Origin of the sequence: Rhodococcus sp. EPR-147 (assembly GCF_001647185.1) — a bacterium.
Lineage (GTDB): Bacteria > Actinomycetota > Actinomycetes > Mycobacteriales > Mycobacteriaceae > Rhodococcoides.
Window position 1 is genome coordinate 1 of the sequence record NZ_LVCU01000245.1, and the last position, 19074, is coordinate 19074.

The 19074-nt window shown below is 65.8% G+C and carries 16 protein-coding genes; 10 read left to right on the forward strand and 6 right to left on the reverse strand.

Annotated elements, in window-relative coordinates; genetic code table 11:
* Positions 1–754: universal stress protein (locus tag A2J02_RS11925; protein WP_068050374.1), on the forward strand; the 754-nt coding region annotated here is incomplete at its 5' end.
* A 4-nt stretch (positions 755–758) separates the two neighbouring features.
* Here the strand turns inward: A2J02_RS11925 and speB are convergent.
* The gene (gene speB / locus A2J02_RS11930) at positions 759–1718 is read right to left on the reverse strand and encodes an agmatinase (RefSeq protein ID WP_068050394.1); all 960 of its coding nucleotides are present in this window, start codon (positions 1716–1718) and stop codon (positions 759–761) included.
* Positions 1719–1829: 111 nt separating this feature from the next.
* Between speB and A2J02_RS11935 the strand changes: the two genes are divergently transcribed.
* Genes A2J02_RS11935 through A2J02_RS11945 form a run of 3 tightly spaced genes read left to right on the forward strand, consistent with a single transcriptional unit; the run spans position 1830 to position 4983 of the window.
* On the forward strand, positions 1830–2468 hold the full coding sequence (locus A2J02_RS11935) for a helix-turn-helix domain-containing protein (RefSeq protein WP_068050376.1): 639 nt from the start codon (positions 1830–1832) through the stop codon (positions 2466–2468).
* Positions 2465–3301 carry a carbon-nitrogen hydrolase family protein gene (locus A2J02_RS11940; protein ID WP_068050378.1) on the forward strand — a complete coding sequence of 279 codons (837 nt, stop codon included), beginning with the start codon at positions 2465–2467 and terminating at the stop codon, positions 3299–3301. The genes A2J02_RS11935 and A2J02_RS11940 overlap by 4 nt, the downstream gene beginning before the upstream one ends.
* Positions 3298–4983, forward strand: a complete 1686-nt coding sequence (locus A2J02_RS11945) for a flavin monoamine oxidase family protein (protein ID WP_068050380.1) — start codon at positions 3298–3300, stop codon at positions 4981–4983. The genes A2J02_RS11940 and A2J02_RS11945 overlap by 4 nt, the downstream gene beginning before the upstream one ends.
* Here A2J02_RS11945 and A2J02_RS11950 read toward each other — a convergent pair.
* Together A2J02_RS11950 and A2J02_RS11955 are read right to left on the reverse strand one after the other, a co-directional pair.
* Positions 4899–5684 carry a YoaK family protein gene (locus A2J02_RS11950; protein ID WP_068050382.1) on the reverse strand — a complete coding sequence of 262 codons (786 nt, stop codon included), beginning with the start codon at positions 5682–5684 and terminating at the stop codon, positions 4899–4901. The two genes, A2J02_RS11945 and A2J02_RS11950, sit on opposite strands and share 85 nt — an antisense overlap.
* Before the next feature lie 28 nt (positions 5685–5712).
* Positions 5713–7209, reverse strand: a complete 1497-nt coding sequence (locus A2J02_RS11955) for a PucR family transcriptional regulator (protein ID WP_068050383.1) — start codon at positions 7207–7209, stop codon at positions 5713–5715.
* Positions 7210–7340: 131 nt separating this feature from the next.
* Here A2J02_RS11955 and gabT point away from each other — a divergent pair, with 131 nt between their 5' ends.
* Both gabT and A2J02_RS11965 read left to right on the forward strand, forming a co-directional pair.
* A complete protein-coding gene (gene gabT, locus A2J02_RS11960) occupies positions 7341–8705 on the forward strand; it encodes a 4-aminobutyrate--2-oxoglutarate transaminase (protein WP_068050395.1) in 1365 nt (454 codons plus the stop codon).
* Positions 8705–10156 (forward strand): NAD-dependent succinate-semialdehyde dehydrogenase, encoded by a 1452-nt coding sequence (locus tag A2J02_RS11965; protein WP_068050385.1) that lies wholly within the window; start codon positions 8705–8707, stop codon positions 10154–10156. Before gabT ends, A2J02_RS11965 begins: the two co-directional genes overlap by 1 nt.
* Before the next feature lie 89 nt (positions 10157–10245).
* Here the strand turns inward: A2J02_RS11965 and A2J02_RS11970 are convergent, their stop codons facing one another.
* Together A2J02_RS11970 and A2J02_RS11975 are read right to left on the reverse strand one after the other, a co-directional pair.
* Complete coding sequence (locus A2J02_RS11970) at positions 10246–11355, reverse strand: Glu/Leu/Phe/Val family dehydrogenase (RefSeq protein WP_442971473.1); 1110 nt, start codon at positions 11353–11355, stop codon at positions 10246–10248.
* A gap of 168 nt (positions 11356–11523) precedes the next feature.
* Positions 11524–12003: an Lrp/AsnC family transcriptional regulator gene (locus A2J02_RS11975; RefSeq protein WP_068050387.1), complete on the reverse strand. Its 480-nt coding sequence runs from the start codon at positions 12001–12003 to the stop codon at positions 11524–11526.
* 134 nt (positions 12004–12137) lie between these two features.
* On the opposite strand from A2J02_RS11975, the gene pdhA reads away from it, so the two are divergent.
* Genes pdhA through A2J02_RS11995 form a run of 4 tightly spaced genes read left to right on the forward strand, consistent with a single transcriptional unit; the run spans position 12138 to position 17768 of the window.
* The gene (pdhA, locus tag A2J02_RS11980; RefSeq protein WP_068050389.1) at positions 12138–13220 is read left to right on the forward strand and encodes a pyruvate dehydrogenase (acetyl-transferring) E1 component subunit alpha; all 1083 of its coding nucleotides are present in this window, start codon (positions 12138–12140) and stop codon (positions 13218–13220) included.
* Positions 13217–14227 (forward strand): alpha-ketoacid dehydrogenase subunit beta, encoded by a 1011-nt coding sequence (locus A2J02_RS11985; protein ID WP_068050390.1) that lies wholly within the window; start codon positions 13217–13219, stop codon positions 14225–14227. The genes pdhA and A2J02_RS11985 overlap by 4 nt, the downstream gene beginning before the upstream one ends.
* Before the next feature lie 48 nt (positions 14228–14275).
* Positions 14276–15568, forward strand: a complete 1293-nt coding sequence (locus tag A2J02_RS11990) for a dihydrolipoamide acetyltransferase family protein (RefSeq protein ID WP_068050391.1) — start codon at positions 14276–14278, stop codon at positions 15566–15568.
* Between the two features lie 52 nt (positions 15569–15620).
* On the forward strand, positions 15621–17768 hold the full coding sequence (locus tag A2J02_RS11995) for a thiamine pyrophosphate-dependent enzyme (protein WP_068050392.1): 2148 nt from the start codon (positions 15621–15623) through the stop codon (positions 17766–17768).
* A 1-nt stretch (position 17769) separates the two neighbouring features.
* Here the strand turns inward: A2J02_RS11995 and A2J02_RS12000 are convergent.
* The coding region (locus tag A2J02_RS12000) for a DHA2 family efflux MFS transporter permease subunit (protein ID WP_068050393.1) at positions 17770–19074 on the reverse strand (1305 nt) is incomplete at its 5' end.

The following is a 19074-nucleotide window of genomic DNA, read 5'->3' on the forward strand; positions in this document are numbered from 1 at the left end:
CGATGCCGAGTTCGCGGATTGGGCGGCGGCAACGGCAGCCGAATCCGAGGCGAAGGCGCGGCACTATCTGCAGGAGAAAGCGCCCGATATCGCCGCGTCGTTCCACCGCCTCGCGCACCGCTCGGTGTCGACGGCGTTGACCGATGCGGCGGACAGTCTCGGGGCCGCGGTTCTGGTTCTCGGCTCCTCGGGCGACGGCGCACTCGGGCAGGTCGTCGTCGGGTCGACCGCCGACAAACTGCTGCACTCGTCGCCGGTGACGGTGGCGCTGGCCCCGCGCGGCTATCGCGTGCGCGAGCGCGCGACTCTGACACGGATCACGTGCGCGTTCTCCGGTGACAGCGAGGCCTCGCGCGTGGTGGGACCCACCGCCGAACTGGCCAGCGAAGCAGGCGTTCCGCTTCGTCTGGCGTCGTTCGTGGTCCGCGGTGCGACGATGTACCCGCCCGAAATCGGGCTGCGAGCCGAGGACGACGTCGCCGCCGAGCTGTCCCGGGGGCTCAGCGAGGCGCTCACCGCAGCAGTGGACGACGCGGTTGCGGTGGGACTCCCGGTCGATCGGGTGACGACCGAGTTGGCCTCGGCCGGCAGTTGGCGCGAAGCCCTCGACGAATTGCACTGGCAGGACGGCGAAGTACTGACCATCGGATCGTCCGGGCCACTGGGGCCCATCGCTCGGGTGTTTCTCGGTTCCCGGGCGACGAAGATCATCCGTCATTCGCCGGTGCCGATCCTGGTGTTGCCGCGGCGGTGACGTCCTATCGGTTGAGGGCGAGAACCGACAACAGCTCGTAGGCAACATGAGCCGCAGCGATTCCGGTGATCTCGGCGTGGTCGTAGGCCGGCGCGACCTCGACGATGTCGGCACCGACCACATTCAGGCCGACGAGTCCGCGCAGAGTGTTGAGCAACTCTCGGGAGGTCATGCCGCCGGCTTCGGGAGTGCCGGTGCCGGGCGCATGTGCGGGGTCGAGAACGTCGATGTCGACCGAGACGTAGACCGGGCCGCCGTCCAGACGTCTGCGCATCCGTTCGACGATGCTGGCGACACCGTCGACCTCGTAATCGTCGGAACGAATCACCTGGAAGCCCAGAACGCGATCGTCCTCGAGGTCCTGCTCGCTGTAGAGCGGGCCGCGAATACCGATGTGCTGCGAGCGTTCGAGGTCGATCAGGCCTTCCTCACTGGCTCGTCGAAACGGGGTTCCATGGGTGTAGGGCGCACCGAAGTACGTGTCCCACGTGTCGAGGTGCGCGTCGAAGTGCAGCACCGCGATCGGCCCGTGATCGCGCGCGAGCGAGCGCAGGATCGGCAGTGCGATGGTGTGATCGCCGCCGAGGGTCAGAACCGAGGAGCCGTCGGCGCGCAGGTCGGTCACCGCGTCGTGCACCGTGGTGAGCGCCTCGGTGATGTCGAACGGATTGACTCCGATATCGCCGAAGTCCGCAACTTGCTGGCGGGCGAACGGCGAGACCTCGAGAGCAGGGTTGTAGGGCCGCAACAGTTTCGAGGCAGCACGGATGTGCCCGGGACCGAAACGTGCGCCCGGACGGTAACTCACGCCGGAATCGAACGGAACGCCGAGGATGGTCACGTCGGCTCGGGACACCTCGTCGAGGCGCGGGAGCCGAGCGAACGTGGTGGGCTCGGCGTAGCGGGGGACCTTGGTCGCGTCGACCGGACCTATCGGTGGGTGCTCGGGACTGCTCGGGTTCATCGAGAATTCCTTCCGAATTCTAAGGAGTCCGGCGACAGTGGAGTCGACCAGTTCGCCCGGCAAGCGTTACTCTGATGCACGATCTTGTCAACACGAGTTTCCTGAGAGGCGATGACGGTGTCGATTGCTGCTTCGGTCGAGAACGACGCGCCACGTATCGGCGCGCGACTGAAGGAAGCACGCAAGAAGAAGCGGCTGACTCTCGACGCACTCGCCGATACCTGCGGGGTGACCAAGGGGTACCTGTCCAAGCTCGAGCGCGATCAGGTGAACGCATCGGTCGCGTCGTTGGTTCGGGTCTGTGCTGCGCTCGACGTTCCGGTCGGCTCTTTGTTCGACGACGCCCCCGCCGGTGAAGTGGTGCGCGCGCAATCGTTGCCGCGCATCATGTTCGGGGGAACGGCGATGGCGGAGTATCTGTTGACCCCGGTCGGGGAGCGGCGGGTCCAGGTACTGCTGGGGGAGATCGAGGAAGGTGGCGGCAGTGGCGCGGAGGCGTACACCCTGCCGTTGGACGTCACGTTCGTACACGTGCTGTCCGGCGAGGTTCGAGTGACCTTCGAAGAAGATCCAGGCGGTGCCTTCGGCGGTGACGACGTGCTGCTCGGACCGGGCGATGCGTTCACGTTCTCGCCGCGACGCCCGCACAGTTTTCGCAGCGACAGCAGTGGTGGTGCCCGGGTCCTGTGGGTGCTGGCACCTGCGCTGCCAGAAGAGTTGCACAACAGGAAACCGGAGTTTCGCCCATGACGGTCATCGTGTCGCTGTTCCAAGGGCCGGAGTTCTCCGCCGACGTCGAGGCCAACCTGTCGGCGATCGATGCCGCGGCGCGCAGCGCAGCCGAAGCAGGCGCGTCGATGCTGGTGACCCCGGAAATGTCGGTGAGCGGCTACGACATCGGTGATCTCGTGCGCGAACGAGCCGAAACGTTCGACGGTTCGATCTTCGAGCGCATCGCCTCGATCGCGCGAACACACGGTGTCGCGATCGTGTACGGATACCCCGAACTCGGTCATTCGAATCACGGGGGCGAGGCCGTGTTCAACGCGGTGCAGGTGGTCGACGCATCCGGACAATCGGTTGCGCGTTATCGCAAGACGCACCTGTTCGGGGCCCTCGATCGCACCCACTTCACCCCGGGGCCGGACCTGGTGGTGCAGTTCGACTTCGGCGGGCTGCGGTGCGGTGTACTCACCTGCTACGACGTCGAATTTCCCGAAGCCGTTCGCGCGCACGCCGATGCCGGCACCGAATGGTTGATCGTTCCCACCGGTCTGATGACCCCGTTCGAGATCATCGCCACTCACGTCGTTCCCACGCGGGCGTACGAGAGCCAACTGTTCATCACTTACGTCAATCGCTGCGGCACCGAGGCGAGCCTGAGATATTGCGGGCTGACCTGTGCCGTCGGGCCGGCCGGCAACGACCTCGCGCGAGCCGGTGAACACGAAGAACTGCTGACCTTCGAGCTGGATCCGGCCGAGCTCGCTCGATCGCGTGCGGTCAACACCCATCTGGCCGACCGCCGCACCGACCTCTACCCGACAGGACCCTCACGGGCCGAGCAGGAGACCGACCGATGACCACACCCGTCACCCCGGACAGCGCAATCGCATCCGAGGACGACCAGCCGCTCACGATGTTCGGCCCGGACTTCCCGTTCGCGTACGACGATTACCTCGCGCATCCGGCCGGCCTGGGGAGCATTCCCGACGCGGCCCTCGGTACCCGGGTCGCCGTGATCGGCGGCGGACTCGCCGGTATGGTCGTCGCCCACGAATTGCTGAAGCTCGGCATGGAACCCGTTGTGTACGAATCGGATCGGATCGGCGGCCGGATGCGCTCGGTACCGTTCGACGGGCACCCGGGTGTGGTGGCAGAGATGGGCGCGATGCGTTTTCCGCCGTCGTCGACCGCGCTGTTCCACTACCTCGACGCCGTCGGGCTCGAGACGACGCCGTTTCCGAACCCGCTGGCCGAGGTGACCCCCAGTACGGTGATCGACCTCAAGGGTGAGAGCCACTACGCACGCAAGCTCGACGATCTCCCGCCGATCTTCGCCGAGGTCGCCGACGCGTGGAACAGGACGCTCGAGGAGCACGCCGAGTTGATTCCGCTGCAGCGCGCCATCCGCAGGCGGGACGTGGCCGAGATCAAGCGGATCTGGAACGAGCTGATCGTGAAGTTCGACGATCAGACCTTCTACGGTTTCCTCGCTGCGTCCGAGCACTTCTCGTCGTTTCGGATGCGAGAGTTGTTCGGCCAGGTCGGTTTCGGAACGGGCGGATGGGACACCGACTATCCCAACTCGATCCTCGAGATCCTTCGCGTCGTCATCACGGCAGCGGACGATCACCATCGCGGAATCGTCGGCGGCTCACAGCAACTCCCGATGCGGTTGTGGACCGACTCGCCGGCGAACATGGCGCACTGGCCCGCAGGCACGTCGTTGGCGTCACTGAACGGCGGCACCACGATGTCGCGCGTCACCGGGATCAGGCGCACCGACGGCGGCACCACGATCCACGACGATCGTGGCAACATCCGCACCTACGCCGCCGCCGTCGTGACCGCCCAGAGCTGGATGCTGCTGAGCAACATCAGATGCGACGACGATCTGTTTCCCATCGACCACTGGACCGCCATCGAACGTACCCACTACATGGGGTCGACCAAGGTGTTCGCACTCGTCGATCGTCCGTTCTGGAAGGACAAGGATCCGGTCACCGGCCGCGATCTGGTGAGCATGACGCTGACCGATCGAATGAGTCGCGGCACGTACCTACTCGACCAGGGTGAGGGCAAGCCCGGGCTGATCTGCCTGTCCTACACGTGGTCCGACGACTCGCTCAAGCTGCTGGCCCTGGATCCGACCGAGCGCATGAACATCATGCTGCGATCGTTGGAGGAGATCTATCCCGGTGTCGACTTCCGCAGTCACATCATCTCCACCCCGGTGACTCTGTCCTGGGAAACCGAACGCGATTTCATGGGCGCATTCAAGGCGAATCTGCCGGGGCACTACCGATACCAGGAAAGACTGTTCACCCATTTCGTGCAGCACGACCTCGAACCTCGGCACCGGGGGATCTTTCTCGCCGGCGACGACATCTCGTGGACGGCAGGGTGGGCCGAGGGAGCCATTCACACCGCACTCAACGCGGTGTGGGGCGTTGTGCATCACTTGGGCGGTTCGTCGGCAGAAGGCAACCCGGGGCCGGGCGATGTGTTCGAGTCGATCGCTCCGCTTCGGTTGGGCGACTGACCTTTCGGAGACAACGACCTGGGTGTGCGCTCGTCGAACACGAACAGTGCAAGAGCGACGGTCAGCATCACGGCTACGACCCAGATCGCCCGTAGCCCGAACAGCTCGACCGCGACTGCGCCGAGCAGCGCCCCACCGAAGAATCCGGAGATCACCGCGCCGAACCGTCGGGCGCGGATGCCGGCCTCGAGATCGTGTTCGACCACCCGGTGGAATGCCGCCATCGCCATGCTGCGGAGATTGCCGGTCGTCATCGTGGTGTTGAACGGTGAATCCACCAGCACACGAAAGGTGGTCACCTGCACTCCGGCGACGTGAGCGAGGATCACCGAGACCACGGCGTCGGGGACGGTGGCCGGCAGAAATCCGACGACGAGGACCACGAGGATCTCGAACACCAGCACCGCCCGCACCGGTCGTCGCACGATCCTCGCAACCGCGGGCAGCGCGATGAATTCTGCGGTCGCGACGCCCAGGACGAAGGCCGCCAACGGGGGTAGGAAAGCCAGAGCCTCGACCCACCGACCGGCGGCGACATCGACGCCGAGCAACACGACATTGCCGGTCTGCGCGCCGGCGAACACGCCACCGCGGGTGATGTAGGTGTACGCGTCGAGGAATCCACCGACTGCCGCCAGCAGTACTCCGAGTCGAACCGATTTCGCAGTGGCGACGGCGATGTGGGGCTGCGGCGTGTTCATCGAGAAATACTGACACGATTGACGATGTTCACGATGTCGCGGCAAGCAGTGAAAGCAACAATTCCGCCCGCACCCGCGCCGACGTCAGATCGACCGACAGTAATTCTTCGCATCGGGTGATCCGGTTTCGCAGCGTGTGGCGATGAACGGACAGGTTCGCCGCAGCGGTCTCCCAATGCCCGTTCGCTTCGAGGAAAGCCTGAAGCGATCCCACCAGATCGGCGGTGTGGGTGCGGTCGTACTCGGACAGCACGGCAATGGTCACGGCGGCCATCGCACGCAACGATTCCTGTACCGGTTCGGAGGCCAACAGCATCGATCCGGTGAATTCGACGATCCGATCGCCCGAGCCGGCCGCTGCGCACGCGAGCGAAGCCTGCTTCAGAGCGAGGGGAGTCTCGGTGATGGGGTGGCTGGAACTGAGCCCGACGCGCACCGACCTCGGCAGTGAATCCATCAGTCGGGCAACCACATCGGAGTCGTCGCTACCGCGGAACAACACCACCACACCGGTGTCGGTCTGCCGAGTGAACGTGGGCCGCGCCCTGGCTCGGCACTCGGCATCGATCGCCTCGACGATGCGCTCGGACGGTCCGCGGACAACTGCGACCCTGATGCGAGAGTCGTCGTCGGCGGCGTCGACGAGATAGCTCGGTAGCGCGTTGCCGTCCGGGGAGGGCAGATGGCCGTCCAGCAACAATCCGAGCGCGAGCGTGTTGAGTCGCGACTGCTCGGCGCGCAGCCGCGTGGGCTTCTCGAGTTCGAGGGTCACCAGCGACACCGCGTGCCCGAGCAGGATCTGCTCGACGCCCGTCACCGGGCCTGCGGTGCGGATGGCGAGAAAGCTCGACGCCCCGCCGGAGATGGCGACCGAATGCAGAGTGACGGTGCACCCCGGTTCGCTGACCGACACCGTGGCCGGTGCCGACGACGGGCGAATGCTGCGGGCCACGTCGCGGGCGCGTTCGACGAGATCCGCCGCGGCGGCGGGATGGAACGATTCGGTGCGATTGCCGATCAGCGCCACCGACGTGGACGTGGCGACGGCCAGTTCGCGAACGATCGCGTCGACGCCGCCGTGCAGTGCTGCCCTGGTGATGCGGGTCTGGACCGACGCCGCACGCAGAACCTGCTCGTATTCCTGCTCGGCTATGCGTTTCATGACCGCTCTGATGACGGCGGCGAACGGGATGTCGTAGGGAACCTCCACGACGGGAAGCCCGACATCCTCGGCGGTGTCGAGAATGTGACGGGGAATAGTGCTGTGGGACAACCCGACTCCGAATCCGAGACAGGCGACACCCGCGGCTGCCAAGGTCCGGACGTAGGTACCGAGGGCCGGGCCGTCGGCGTCGAAGCCGAGTCCGGTCGTGAGAATCAGTTCACCGCCCGACAGCCACGGACTGGGATCGATGAGTTCGGTCGCCTGCGCGAAGGTGATGGGAGCAGCGCTGCGCTCCGGTCCGCCGCGGTGACTCAGGCGAAGGTGTTGCTGCCTCAACAGCCAGGACATCTGCACGCTCACCGGTGAAACTGTAGCGGCAGAACTGCCGAAATGGAGTGCAATGTGCCGTCGAGGTGTACGAAATGGCGTCCGGCCGTCGCGCTCGTCGAGTCGCATACTTGCACGACAAGCCCACACGAAAGGTGCGACCCATGGCCTCGATCGAGTACCGACTTCCGCAGGAGCGCAAGATCGTCACCGCCTTCCCCGGGCCGAAGTCGGCGGCGTTGGCGCAGCGCCGCAAGGCCGTCGTCGGTGCAGGCGTGGCGTCGACGCTGCCGGTGTACGTGGCCGACGCGGACGGTGGCGTCGTGGTCGACGTGGACGGAAACTCGCTGATCGACCTCGGGGCCGGAATCGCCGTGACCACCGTGGGTGCCTCGAACCCGGCAGTTGTTGCCGCCGTGCAGGATCAGGTCGCACACTTCACCCACACGTGCTTCATGGTTGCGCCCTACGAGGGCTACATCGAGGTCGCCGAGAAGCTGGCCGAGTTGACCCCGGGCGATCACGACAAGCGCAGCGTCCTGTTCAACAGTGGTGCCGAGGCCGTCGAGAACGCCGTGAAGATCGCACGTCACGCCACCGGGCGGTCCGCTGTCGTCGTGTTCGACCACGCGTACCACGGCCGCACCAACCTGACGATGGCACTGACGTCGAAGTCGATGCCGTACAAGAGCGGATTCGGGCCGTTCGCTCCCGAGGTCTATCGAGCGCCGATGTCGTATCCGTTCCGCGAAGGTCTGAACGTCGACGGTTCTGCGCTCACCGGTGCCCAGGCTGCGGCGCGAGCGATCTCCGTCATCGACAAGCAAATCGGTGCAGGCAATCTCGCGGCCATCCTGATCGAGCCGATTCAGGGTGAGGGCGGCTTCATCGTGCCCGCAGAAGGATTTCTGCCTGCACTGGCGGATTGGGCACGTGAGAACGGCGTCGTGTTGATCGCCGACGAGGTGCAGTCCGGCTTCACTCGGACCGGGGCCTGGTTCGCCAGCGAGCACGAGGGCGTCGTACCGGATCTGATCACGATGGCGAAGGGCATCGCGGGCGGGATGCCGCTGGCCGCGGTCACCGGCCGTGCCGACCTGATCGATGCCGTGCACCCCGGTGGGCTCGGTGGCACGTACGGCGGTAACCCCGTCGCCTGCGCCGCGGCCCTGGCGTCCATCGAGCAGATGGAGACACTCGAGCTCAATGACCGAGCGCGCGACATCGAACGCATCGTGTTCGAGCGACTGAGTGCGTTGGCGTCCGAGGTCGGCATCATCGGTGAGGTGCGCGGCCGCGGAGCCATGCTTGCGCTCGAGCTCGTGCTGCCGGGTGGGCGTGAGCCCAACCCGGAGGCCACCAAAGCCGTTGCGGCGGCGGCACTCGAGGCCGGAGTGATCGTGCTGACGTGCGGCACCTACGGCAACGTCATCCGGTTGCTGCCGCCCCTGGTGATCTCCGACGAGTTGCTCGATGATGCTTTGACCGTGCTCGAAGACTCGCTTCGCACTGTGGCGCAGGGGAACTGATGGATGCTCACGATCTGATCTCCTCGCTGCCCACCGATCTCTGGCTCGGTGGTGTGCAATCGCCCTCTGCGTCGGGCGCACGATTCGCCGTGCTGAACCCGGCGACCGGCGACGAGCTGACCACAGTCGCCGACGCCACCGCGGCCGACGGCATCGCCGCGCTCGACCGTGCCGCCGAGGCGCAGCCGGGGTGGGCGGCGACGCCCGCCCGCGAGCGAGCCGAGATTCTGCGGCGCGCCTTCGATCTGCTGCAGGAGCGTGCTGCCGACTTCGCTCTGCTGATGACACTCGAAATGGGAAAGTCGTTGGCGGAGAGCCACGGTGAGGTGAAGTACGGCAGCGAATTCCTACGCTGGTTCAGCGAGGAGGCCGTCCGAATCGGCGGCCGGTTCACACCCGCCCCTGCGGGCAACGGCTCGATCCTGGTCAGCAAGTCGCCCGTCGGGCCGGTCCTGGCGATCACCCCGTGGAACTTTCCGTTGGCCATGGGCACACGCAAGATCGGCCCGGCACTCGCGGCCGGCTGCACCGTCATCGTCAAACCGGCCGAGGACACCCCGTTGACGATGCTTCTGCTCGGACAGGTGTTCGCCGACGCGGGGTTGCCCAGCGGTGTGCTGTCGATACTTCCCACCTCCGACGCCGCCTCCGTCACCGGGCCGTTGATGGACGACCCGAGACTGAGGAAGGTCACGTTCACCGGATCGACCGGAGTGGGAAAGCTGTTGGTGCGCAACGCAGCCGACCGACTGCTACGGACGTCGATGGAGCTCGGCGGCAATGCGCCGTTCATCGTGTTCGACGACGCCGACATCGACGCCGCTGTCGACGGGGCGATGCTGGCCAAGATGCGCAACGGCGGCGAGGCCTGCACGGCAGCGAATCGGCTGTACGTCGCGAACTCCGTGCGTGAGGAATTCACCGCGAAGTTGACGGCGCGCATCGAGGCATTGACGGTCGGCCCTGGTGATCGAGAGGGCACCGACATCGGCCCACTGATCAACGACAAGCAGCGCCGAACGGTCACCGCACTGGTTGACGATGCGGTGGCCAAGGGTGCCCGGGTGCGCACCGGGGGCACGACGCCCGAGGGACCCGGCTTCTTCTACTCGCCCACGGTTCTCGACTCGATTCCTGCCGACGCGAATCTGTTGCAGGACGAGATCTTCGGCCCCGTGGCGGCGATCATCGGATTCGACACCGAGCCCGAGGCCATCGCTGGGGCCAACGACACCCGATACGGGTTGGTGGCGTACTTCTTCACCGAGAGCCTGGACCGCGCCCTGCGGGTGTCGGCGGCTCTGGAGACCGGCATGGTCGGGGTCAATCGCGGTGCGATCTCCGACGCGGCCGCCCCGTTCGGTGGCGTCAAGGAATCGGGCTTCGGACGCGAGGGTGGTTCGGAGGGTATCGAGGAATACCTCGAGACCAAGTACATCGCGCTGCAGTAGCCGCTGCACGTAGCGCTCCACTCCGCGGCCTGTGGCGCGGGTATCGCCGATTTACGGCAGGGAGTGGAGCGTCGTATGCAGGCCGCCGGTCAGTTCTGCGCGGCGGCGATTCGATCCTCGGCCAGGCGATCGGCCGCGGCTCCCAGCAGGATGCCCTCGGTGCGGGCGATGGCGAAGATGCCGGCGACGGTATCGCGGATCTTGCCGATCGTGGCCATCACCTCGGCCGAATCCTTGCCGCGCAGTTCGCCTTCCACCTGGATCAGGCCACCGGCGTTGGCGACGTAGTCGGGTACCCAGACGATTTCGCGCGCAGCCAGCAGGGCTTCGACATCGGGTGTGAGGAGTTGATTGTTCGCCGCGCCGCACACGATGGACGCCGACAACCGGGCCACCGAGGATGCGTCGAGAGTGGCACCCATGGCGCACGGGGCGTAGACGTCGATGTCGGCACCGATGATGTCGGATCCGACGGTGACACCGGGGAAGTCCAGGGCGATGCGATCGAGGGCGGGCGCGTAGGAGTCGCTGACGATCACCTCGGCACCGGCATCGCGAAGCAGGGCGACGAGGTTGTAGCCCACTTTGCCCGCACCCTCGACGCCGACGCGCTTTCCGGTCAGATCGTCCGAGCCCCAGGTCGATTCGGCTGCGGCCAGGAGGGAGAGAAAGACTCCGAGCGCGGTTTGGGGGCCGCTGTCGCCGGTGCCGCCTGCGGTGGTGTTCTTGCCGACGACGTGCGCCGTCTCTTCGGCGATGATGTCGAGATCGTCGCTGTTGGTGCCCACATCGCCCGCCGTCACGTACGTTCCGCCGAGCGACTCGACGAACCGGCCGTACGCGCCCAGCAGAGTCGGGGTCTTGATGGCGTTGGGGTTGCCGATGATCACCGCTTTACCGCCACCGGGATCGACTCCCGCGACGGCCGCCTTGTAGGTCATTCCCCGGGAGAGCCGTAGTACATCGGTCAACGCATCCTGCTCGGATGCATAGGGGTAGAAGCGAGTTCCGCCGAGAGCGGGTCCCAACGCGGTGGAGTGGACCGCGATGATCGCGCGCAGCCCGGTGTCGGGATCCTGACAGAACACGACGCGTTCGTGCGCGGAGTCGCGCGGCATGTCGGGACGATCGAAGACGCCCGTCGGCACGTGGTCGGTCGGGGTGGGCGCGGCGGCGGGGTGGTCGGCAACGACGGACACAGGCGGTCTCTTTCGGTGATGAGGCGGCGGTACCCGGAAATGGATGGTGTCCGGGAACATGTCCGTCGAAGAGTGCCGTGAACGTGCACGTTGGTCAACCGCCGTTGCCGAGAACGTGCATGTTGCACGGTGCGGCCCTGATCGATCTCGCGGGGATGGTCTGCCTGCTCAGCGTCGGCCGTCCTCGGCGAGCTGCTCAAGCAACGGCTTGGTGCGGTACTGGATCAACTCGCTCATCGCGATGGACATGTTGGTGCGCTCGACGCCGGGGATATCGAGGATGAGACCTGCGATGCGATACAGGTCGTCGGCGTCGACTGCGGCGATGCGAATGTGCATGTCCGCAGCGCCGGACAGTCCGAACACCTCGAGCACTTCCGGAATGGTGCGCAGGTGTTCGGTGACCGCAGCCAGGGTGTGCTGGTTGACCTGAGCTGTGACGAATGCCTGCAGCGGGCGGCCGAGAGATTTCGGTGGAATGCGGTGATCGATCGGCGTGAGCGATCCCTTGTCGTCCCATCGACCGAGGCGCGCCTGCACAGTGTTGCGGGACAGCCCCAAGGTGGTGGCGAGTTCGACGCCGGTGGCTCGCGGCTTGGCGCAGAGGGCGAGGAGGAGTCGGGCGTCGGTCTTGTCCAAATCGGTCATTGCGCACTTCCTGTCGCTCGGTCGTTACCCAATATTGTGCATTGTGCGCAGTTCTGAAGTCGGCACTTGTGCACTCTGGCTGTTGGTGGTGTTCTTGTGAAGGACATCACACCACGACGGAGAGTGCGACGAACATGAACACCACCTCGCTGGTACAGCTGATCAAAGAATCTGGAACGGTGGTCCGCAACGAGACCTACTCACCTCTCGTCGCGGACATCGACACGGCCGCGATGATGGAGATGTATCGCGATCTCGTGGTCGTCCGGCGCATCGACACCGAGGCGACCGCGCTACAGCGACAGGGCGAACTGGGGCTGTGGGCACCGCTGCTCGGGCAGGAAGCGGCGCAGGTCGGTTCGGCTCGAGCGCTCGACACCGAGGACTTCGTGTTCGCCAGCTACCGCGAGCACGGCGTCGCCTACTGCCGAGGCGTCGACCCCACCCGCATGCTGCGCTTCTGGCGCGGCTCGACGCTGTCCGGCTGGAACCCGTACGAGTACCGCATGACTACGCCCGCGATCATCGTCGGCTCGCAGGGATTGCACGCCACCGGGTACGCCATCGGCATGCAGCTCGAGGGAGCCGAGGGCGCGGCCATCACCTACTTCGGCGACGGCGCAACCAGCCAGGGCGACATCTCCGAGGCGCTCGGTTTCGCCGCCAGTTTTCACGCACCGGTGGTGTTCTTCTGCCAGAACAACCAGTGGGCGATCTCCGAGCCGGTGACCGTGCAGACCAAGGCAACGATCGCCGCTCGCGGTGAGGGCTACGGCATTCCCTCGGTCCGCGTCGACGGCAACGACGTTCTCGCCGTCCTGGCCGTCACCAGGGCAGCTCTCGCTCGCGCCCGCGAGGGCAGCGGCCCGACGCTCATCGAGGCCGTCACCTACCGCATGGGCCCGCACACCACTTCCGACGATCCGACGCGATACCGCTCGGGTGCCACCGACGACGAATGGCGCGCCAAGGATCCGATCGACCGAATCGAGAAGCTACTGAGGCGAATCGGCGTGTTCGACGACGCGTTCGCCGCCTCGGTGAAGCGGACGGCCGACGACGTCGCTGCCGAGCTTCGTCGCGGTTGCCTCGAGACCGTCGAGCCGGAAGCGATGTCGGTGTTCGACAACGTCTACGCCGATCCCCACCCCCTCCTGGACGACGAGCGCGTTCAATTCGCCTCGTACCGAGCCGGATTCGAAGGAGCCATGTCATGACCACGTTGGAACATGTTGCGCCGCAGCGACCCACCAGTCTTCCGTTGGGCAAGGCCATCAACGCAGGTCTGCGGCGAGCGATGGAGAACGATCCGAAGGTCCTGCTGATGGGCGAGGACATCGGCAAGCTCGGCGGCGTCTTCCGCATCACCGACGGCCTGCAGAAGGACTTCGGCCCCGGACGGGTACTCGACATGCCGCTGGCGGAGTCGGGCATCATCGGCACCGCAGTCGGACTCGCGATGCGGGGATTCCGCCCCGTGTGCGAGATCCAGTTCGACGGCTTCATCTATCCGGCGTTCGACCAGATCGTCTCGCAGGTCGCCAAACTGCACTACCGCACCAGTGGAAACGTCAAGATTCCCATGACGATTCGGGTGCCCTACGGCGGCGGAATCGGTGCCGTCGAGCATCACTCGGAGTCTCCCGAAGGCTATTTCGCGCAGACCGCAGGACTTCGCGTCGTCACGTGCAGCAACGCCGCCGACGGCTACTCCATGATTCAGCAGGCCATCGCCAGCGACGATCCGGTCCTGTTCTTCGAGCCGAAGCGTCGGTACTGGGAGAAGAGCCCGATCGACCTCGATGCCGACGCGTCGTACCCGCTGCATCGGGCGCGGGTGGTCACCGAGGGCACCGAGCTCACCTTGATCGCGTACGGACCGCTCGTCGCCACTGCCCGCAAAGCCGCCGAAGTCGCTGCCCTCGAGGGGGTGTCGATCGAGGTCATCGATCTTCGTTCGCTCTCACCCATCGACTTCGAGACCATCGAGGCCTCGGTACGCAAGACCGGACGGCTGGTCGTCACGCACGAGGCCCCCGTGTTCATGGGCCTCGGCTCCGAGATCGCCGCTCGAATCTCCGAACGCTGCTTCTACAACCTCGAAGCGCCGGTGCTGCGCGTCGGCGGCTTCGGTACTCCGTACCCGGCGTCGAAGTTGGAGAAGTTCTATCTCCCCGACGTCGACCGGATTCTCGACGCAGTCGACCGCTGCCGCTCGCACTGACCTCGCGCTCACCGACCGCCGCCGATACGTACCGAACAGGATTCGACGATGCCCACCATCAAGAGCTTTCCGTTGCCCGACCTCGGGGAAGGACTCACCGAAGCCGATCTGCTGACCTGGCTCGTCGCCGTCGGTGACACCATCGAGTTGAATCAGAACATCGCCGAGGTCGAGACGGCCAAGGCCGCCGTCGAACTTCCCTCACCGTTCGCGGGCGTCGTTGCTGCCCTTCATGTGTCGGAAGGTGACACCGTCGAGGTCGGGGTCCCGATCATCGACATCCGAGTCGATGGAGGCACCGACGACGAGGCAGCTACCCCCGAGCCCGCCGCCGATGTGGACGACGCGAGTCCGGTGGAGGACAGCGAGGAACGCGTCCCGGTTCTCGTCGGCTACGGCGTGGCGAAGGAAGGATCGAGTCGACGCGGCGGCCGGGGGAGCACGCCGGTCGCTCCGACATCGAGCGGGCAGAACGGAAAACCGCTCGCTGCACCGCCGGTGCGAAAGATCGCAAAGGACAACGCCGTCGATCTTGCCGAGGTACCCCCGACCGGAGCTCGCGGCGACGTCACCCGCGACGATGTCGAGTCGTACCTCGCGGGTGAGGGTTCGGAAGGGGAGCAGACCCCACTGAGGGTCGGCCGCGAAGTACGCACACCGATCAAGGGAGTGCGCAAGCACACGGCGGATGCCATGGTGCGCAGTGCATTCACCGCTCCGCACGTCACCGAGTTCGTGACCGTGGACGTCACCGAGACCCTGACATTGCTGGAGTCCCTACGGTCTTCGGCTCACTTCGCCGATGTGCGGCTGACTCCGCTGGCGCTGGTCGCCAAGGCGGTTCTCGTTGCGCTGAAATCGAATCCCTCGCTCAACTCGTCCTGGGACGAGGCCGCTCAGGAGATCGTCACCAAGTACTACGTGAACCTCGGCATCGCCGCGGCGACCCCGCGCGGATTGATGGTTCCCAACATCAAGGACGCCCACGAACTCTCGTTGGTGGATATCGCGCGCGCACTGGCAGAGCTGACGCGCACGGCCAAGGAGGGCAAGAGCAGTCCTGCCGACCTGGCCGACGGCACCATCACCATCACCAACGTCGGAGTGTTCGGTGTCGATGCAGGCACTCCCATCCTCAATCCCGGCGAAGCGGCCATCCTGTGCTTCGGTTCGATCCGCCGCATGCCCTGGGAACACGAGGGTGCCATTGCACTGCGGTCGGTGACGACACTGTCGCTCTCGTTCGATCACCGTCTCGTCGACGGCCAGCAGGGATCGCAGTTCCTCGCCCTCGTCGGCCGGTTGCTCAGCACTCCAATGGATATGATCGCCCTGAGCTGATCCACGCAGCTCGGCTCGATGGAGACAGCTCTACGGGAACAAGGGTGCGAGTGTGGCCGAGGCGATCGACGAGTACTTCCTGCAGCAGGTTCGGTCGATCCGGCCCGGTCGGTCGGTCGACGCGGATCCGCAGCGACTGATCCGGTACTTCGACGCGCAACTCGCGAGCCGGCATCTCGACTTCGCCGCGCGCTGGTTGCAGTCCGCGGGCTTCGGCTACTACACCATCGGCTCGTCCGGGCACGAGGCCAACGCCGCCGTCGGTGCCGCGACCACGGTCACCGACCCGGCGCTCCTGCACTACCGATCCGGCGGCTTCTATGCCGCACGCGCACAACAGTATCCGGGTTCGACGCCGATTCAGAACGTCCTGGCGAGCCTGATTGCCTCGACATCCGATCCCATGTCCGGCGGCCGCCACAAGGTGTTCGGACATCCGGATCTGGGGATCGTTCCGCAGACATCGACCATCGGTTCGCAGGTTCCGCGCGCAGTCGGCCTGGCCTTCGCACTGGGGCGGGCGAAGGCACTCCGTCATCGAACCCCGTGGCCCGAGGACGCAATCGTCGTGTGCAGCTTCGGCGATGCCTCGGCCAATCATTCGACGACGGTGGGTGCGCTGAACTCGGCGGCCTACTGCGCACACCAATCCGTCCCGATGCCGATCCTGTTCGTCTGCGAGGACAACGGAATCGGCATCAGTACTCGATCGCCGCGGGGGTGGATCGCGCAGTCGCTCGGCCGATTACCGTCGATCGAGTACGTGCGCGCCGACGGCGATGATCCGATCGCACTGATGCGCACCGTCGACGCTGCGGTAGCGACGGTACGGGCGAGGCGGCGTCCAGTGGTCCTCCACCTCGAAACGGTGCGGTTGATGGGCCACGCCGGTTCCGATGCCGAACTCGCGTACCGCACCAACGCAGACATCGTCGGCGACTACATTCGAGATCCGTTGCTCGCCGGCGCACGTGCGCTGATCGGTGCCGGTGTGCTCTCGGCAGCCGACGTCGAAGGCCGCTACGAGGCGATGCGCCAGACCGTCATGACCGAGGCCGAGCACATGGTCGAGTCACTGCGGTCCGGGGCGTCATCGCGCCTGGCTACCGCGGACGCGGTGATGGCCCCGCTCACCGAACGGCGACCGAGCGCGGTGGCCGCCACCGAGCAGAGCCTGCGAGGCGTGACCAGCGAGCAGCGTCTGACGCTCGCCGCCATGATCAACAGGACGCTCACCGACATCATGGCGGCGCGACCTGACGTCCTCGTGTTCGGCGAGGACGTGGCCGTCAAGGGTGGCGTCTACGGCGTCACGAAAGGTTTGCGCAAGAAGTTCGGCGCAGCAAGGGTTTTCGATACCCTGCTCGACGAGCAGACCGTGCTCGGCACCGCCCTCGGTACTGCGCTCGCAGGATTCGTTCCGATACCCGAGATCCAGTATCTGGCGTACCTGCACAACGCCGAGGATCAGCTGCGCGGTGAGGCCGCGTCGCTCGAGTTCTTCTCCGATTCGCAGTTCACCAACGGGATGGTCGTGCGTATCGCAGGCCTGGCGTATCAGCGTGGTTTCGGTGGGCACTTCCACAACGACAATGCGGTCGCCGTTCTGCGCGACATTCCGGGCGTAGTGGTTGCTGTCCCGAGTTCGGCGGCGGAGGCCGCCGGTCTGCTCCGAACCTGTGTGGCATTGGCCGTCGAGGAAGGGCGGGTCTGCGTTTTCCTGGAGCCGATCGCGCTGTATCACCGCACCGACCTGCTCGACGGTGACGGAGCGCTCCGCTGCACCGACGAAGGCCCGGCCGAGTTCGGCACTGTCGCAACGCATGGCGATGGCATGGATCTGGCCATCGTCACGTTCGGGAACGGCGTCGTGATGAGTAGACGGGCCGCGTCCACGTTGCGCGAACACGGGATCGGCGTGACGGTGGTCGATGTGCGATGGATCGTTCCGCTCCCGAGCGAGCATCTGTTGCACCGGCTCTCGGAATTCGATCGGGTATTGATCGCCGACGAGACCCGGCACGACGGGGGAGTCGGCGAGGGCGTCGTGACCGCTCTGGTCGAGGGAGGTTACGACGGTGCCATCGGCAGAGTGTCGAGCGCAAATTCGTTCGTACCACTCGGTGCCGCGGCCGACCTGGTCCTCCTGTCGGAAGACCAGATCGTCGCTGCGGCCGTGAAGCTGATCGAAGTCGAGTGATTCAGTGAACCGGTTGTGCAGGGGCGACGGCGTCGCGATCACTGCGCGCCGGTGCCCGGATGAAGAACGACGCTGCCACCGCCACCAGTGACACGGCCCCGCCGTACAGGAAGGCGGTGTGGATACCGGCCTCGGAGCCGCCCACAGCGGTTGCGCCGTCGGCGATTCGGGCTGCCGCGGTGTTCGACATCACGGTGACGAACAGTGCGGTACCTGCGGCGCCTGCCAACTGCTGAACCGTGCTGAAGATGGCACTACCGTGCGAGTACAGCTGGGCGGGAAGCGATCCCAGCGACGAGGTCATGAGCGGCGTCATGATGAGCGCGAGGCCTGCCGAGAGCAGCATGTGGATACCGATCACGAGCAGAAGGGCGGACTGCGCGTCCAGGACGGTCATCGACCACAGCGCGGCGCTCACCACCATCGCACCGGGAATGACCAACGGGCGCGGTCCGATTCGGTCGAAGATGCGCCCGACGAACGGCGCGAGCAAGCCCATCAGCAGTCCGCCGGGGAGCAGCATCAGGCCGGTGTCCAGGGTGTCGAGACCGCGGACGTTTTGCAGATACATCGGTAGCAGGATCAGAGCGCCGAACAGGGCCATCATCGAGATCGCGATCATGCCGAGGCCGACGCTGAAGGTGGGGGTACGGAACGGACGCATGTCCAGTAGAGCTCCACCCTGATCTTGACGGGCGACCTGACGCAGCACGAACACCACCAGGGCAATCGCTCCGACCACCAGTGGTAGCCACACCGGTACGACCGACTCCTCGGCCGAGTGTCCGAGGCTGCTCAGGCCGTAGACGATGCCGCCGAAAGCCAACGCGGACAACACGACCGACAGGGGATCGAACGACGGCCGACCGGTCTGGGTCACGTTCTTCACCAGAGTGGTCCCGATGGCGAACGCGACGAGTGCGATCGGCAGGACGAGCCAGAACATCCAACGCCAGTTCAGCGAATCGAGGATGATTCCCGAGATGGTCGGACCGATGGCGGGGGCCACGGCGATGACGATGGAGATCACGCCCATCATCGCGCCGCGCTTGTGCGCCGGAACCACCGTGAGCACGGTGGTCATCAACAGCGGCAACATGATCGCCGTGCCGCTGGCCTGAGTGACGCGTCCGAGCAGGAGCAGCTCGAAGCCCGGGGCAGAGGCTGCGAGCAGTGTGCCGACGGTGAACAGGCTCATCGCAGCGACGAATACCTGGCGCAACGTGAAGCGCTGGAACAGGAATCCGGTGATGGGGATGACCACTGCCATCGTCAACAGGAATCCGGTGGTGAGCCACTGCGCGGT

What these genes read in the sequence shown, in the direction of transcription:
- A2J02_RS11985 (WP_068050390.1), top strand. Translation starts at nt 13,217, where the DNA reads ATGACCACGTTGGAACATGTTGCGCCGCAGCGACCCACCAGTCTTCCG.
- pdhA (WP_068050389.1), top strand. Translation starts at nt 12,138, where the DNA reads ATGAACACCACCTCGCTGGTACAGCTGATCAAAGAATCTGGAACGGTG.
- A2J02_RS11935 (WP_068050376.1), top strand. Translation starts at nt 1,830, where the DNA reads ATGACGGTGTCGATTGCTGCTTCGGTCGAGAACGACGCGCCACGTATC.
- A2J02_RS11950 (WP_068050382.1), bottom strand. Translation starts at nt 5,684, where the DNA reads ATGAACACGCCGCAGCCCCACATCGCCGTCGCCACTGCGAAATCGGTT.
- gabT (WP_068050395.1), top strand. Translation starts at nt 7,341, where the DNA reads ATGGCCTCGATCGAGTACCGACTTCCGCAGGAGCGCAAGATCGTCACC.
- A2J02_RS11990 (WP_068050391.1), top strand. Translation starts at nt 14,276, where the DNA reads ATGCCCACCATCAAGAGCTTTCCGTTGCCCGACCTCGGGGAAGGACTC.
- A2J02_RS11940 (WP_068050378.1), top strand. Translation starts at nt 2,465, where the DNA reads ATGACGGTCATCGTGTCGCTGTTCCAAGGGCCGGAGTTCTCCGCCGAC.
- speB (WP_068050394.1), bottom strand. Translation starts at nt 1,718, where the DNA reads ATGAACCCGAGCAGTCCCGAGCACCCACCGATAGGTCCGGTCGACGCG.
- A2J02_RS11945 (WP_068050380.1), top strand. Translation starts at nt 3,298, where the DNA reads ATGACCACACCCGTCACCCCGGACAGCGCAATCGCATCCGAGGACGAC.
- A2J02_RS11975 (WP_068050387.1), bottom strand. Translation starts at nt 12,003, where the DNA reads ATGACCGATTTGGACAAGACCGACGCCCGACTCCTCCTCGCCCTCTGC.
- A2J02_RS11965 (WP_068050385.1), top strand. Translation starts at nt 8,705, where the DNA reads ATGGATGCTCACGATCTGATCTCCTCGCTGCCCACCGATCTCTGGCTC.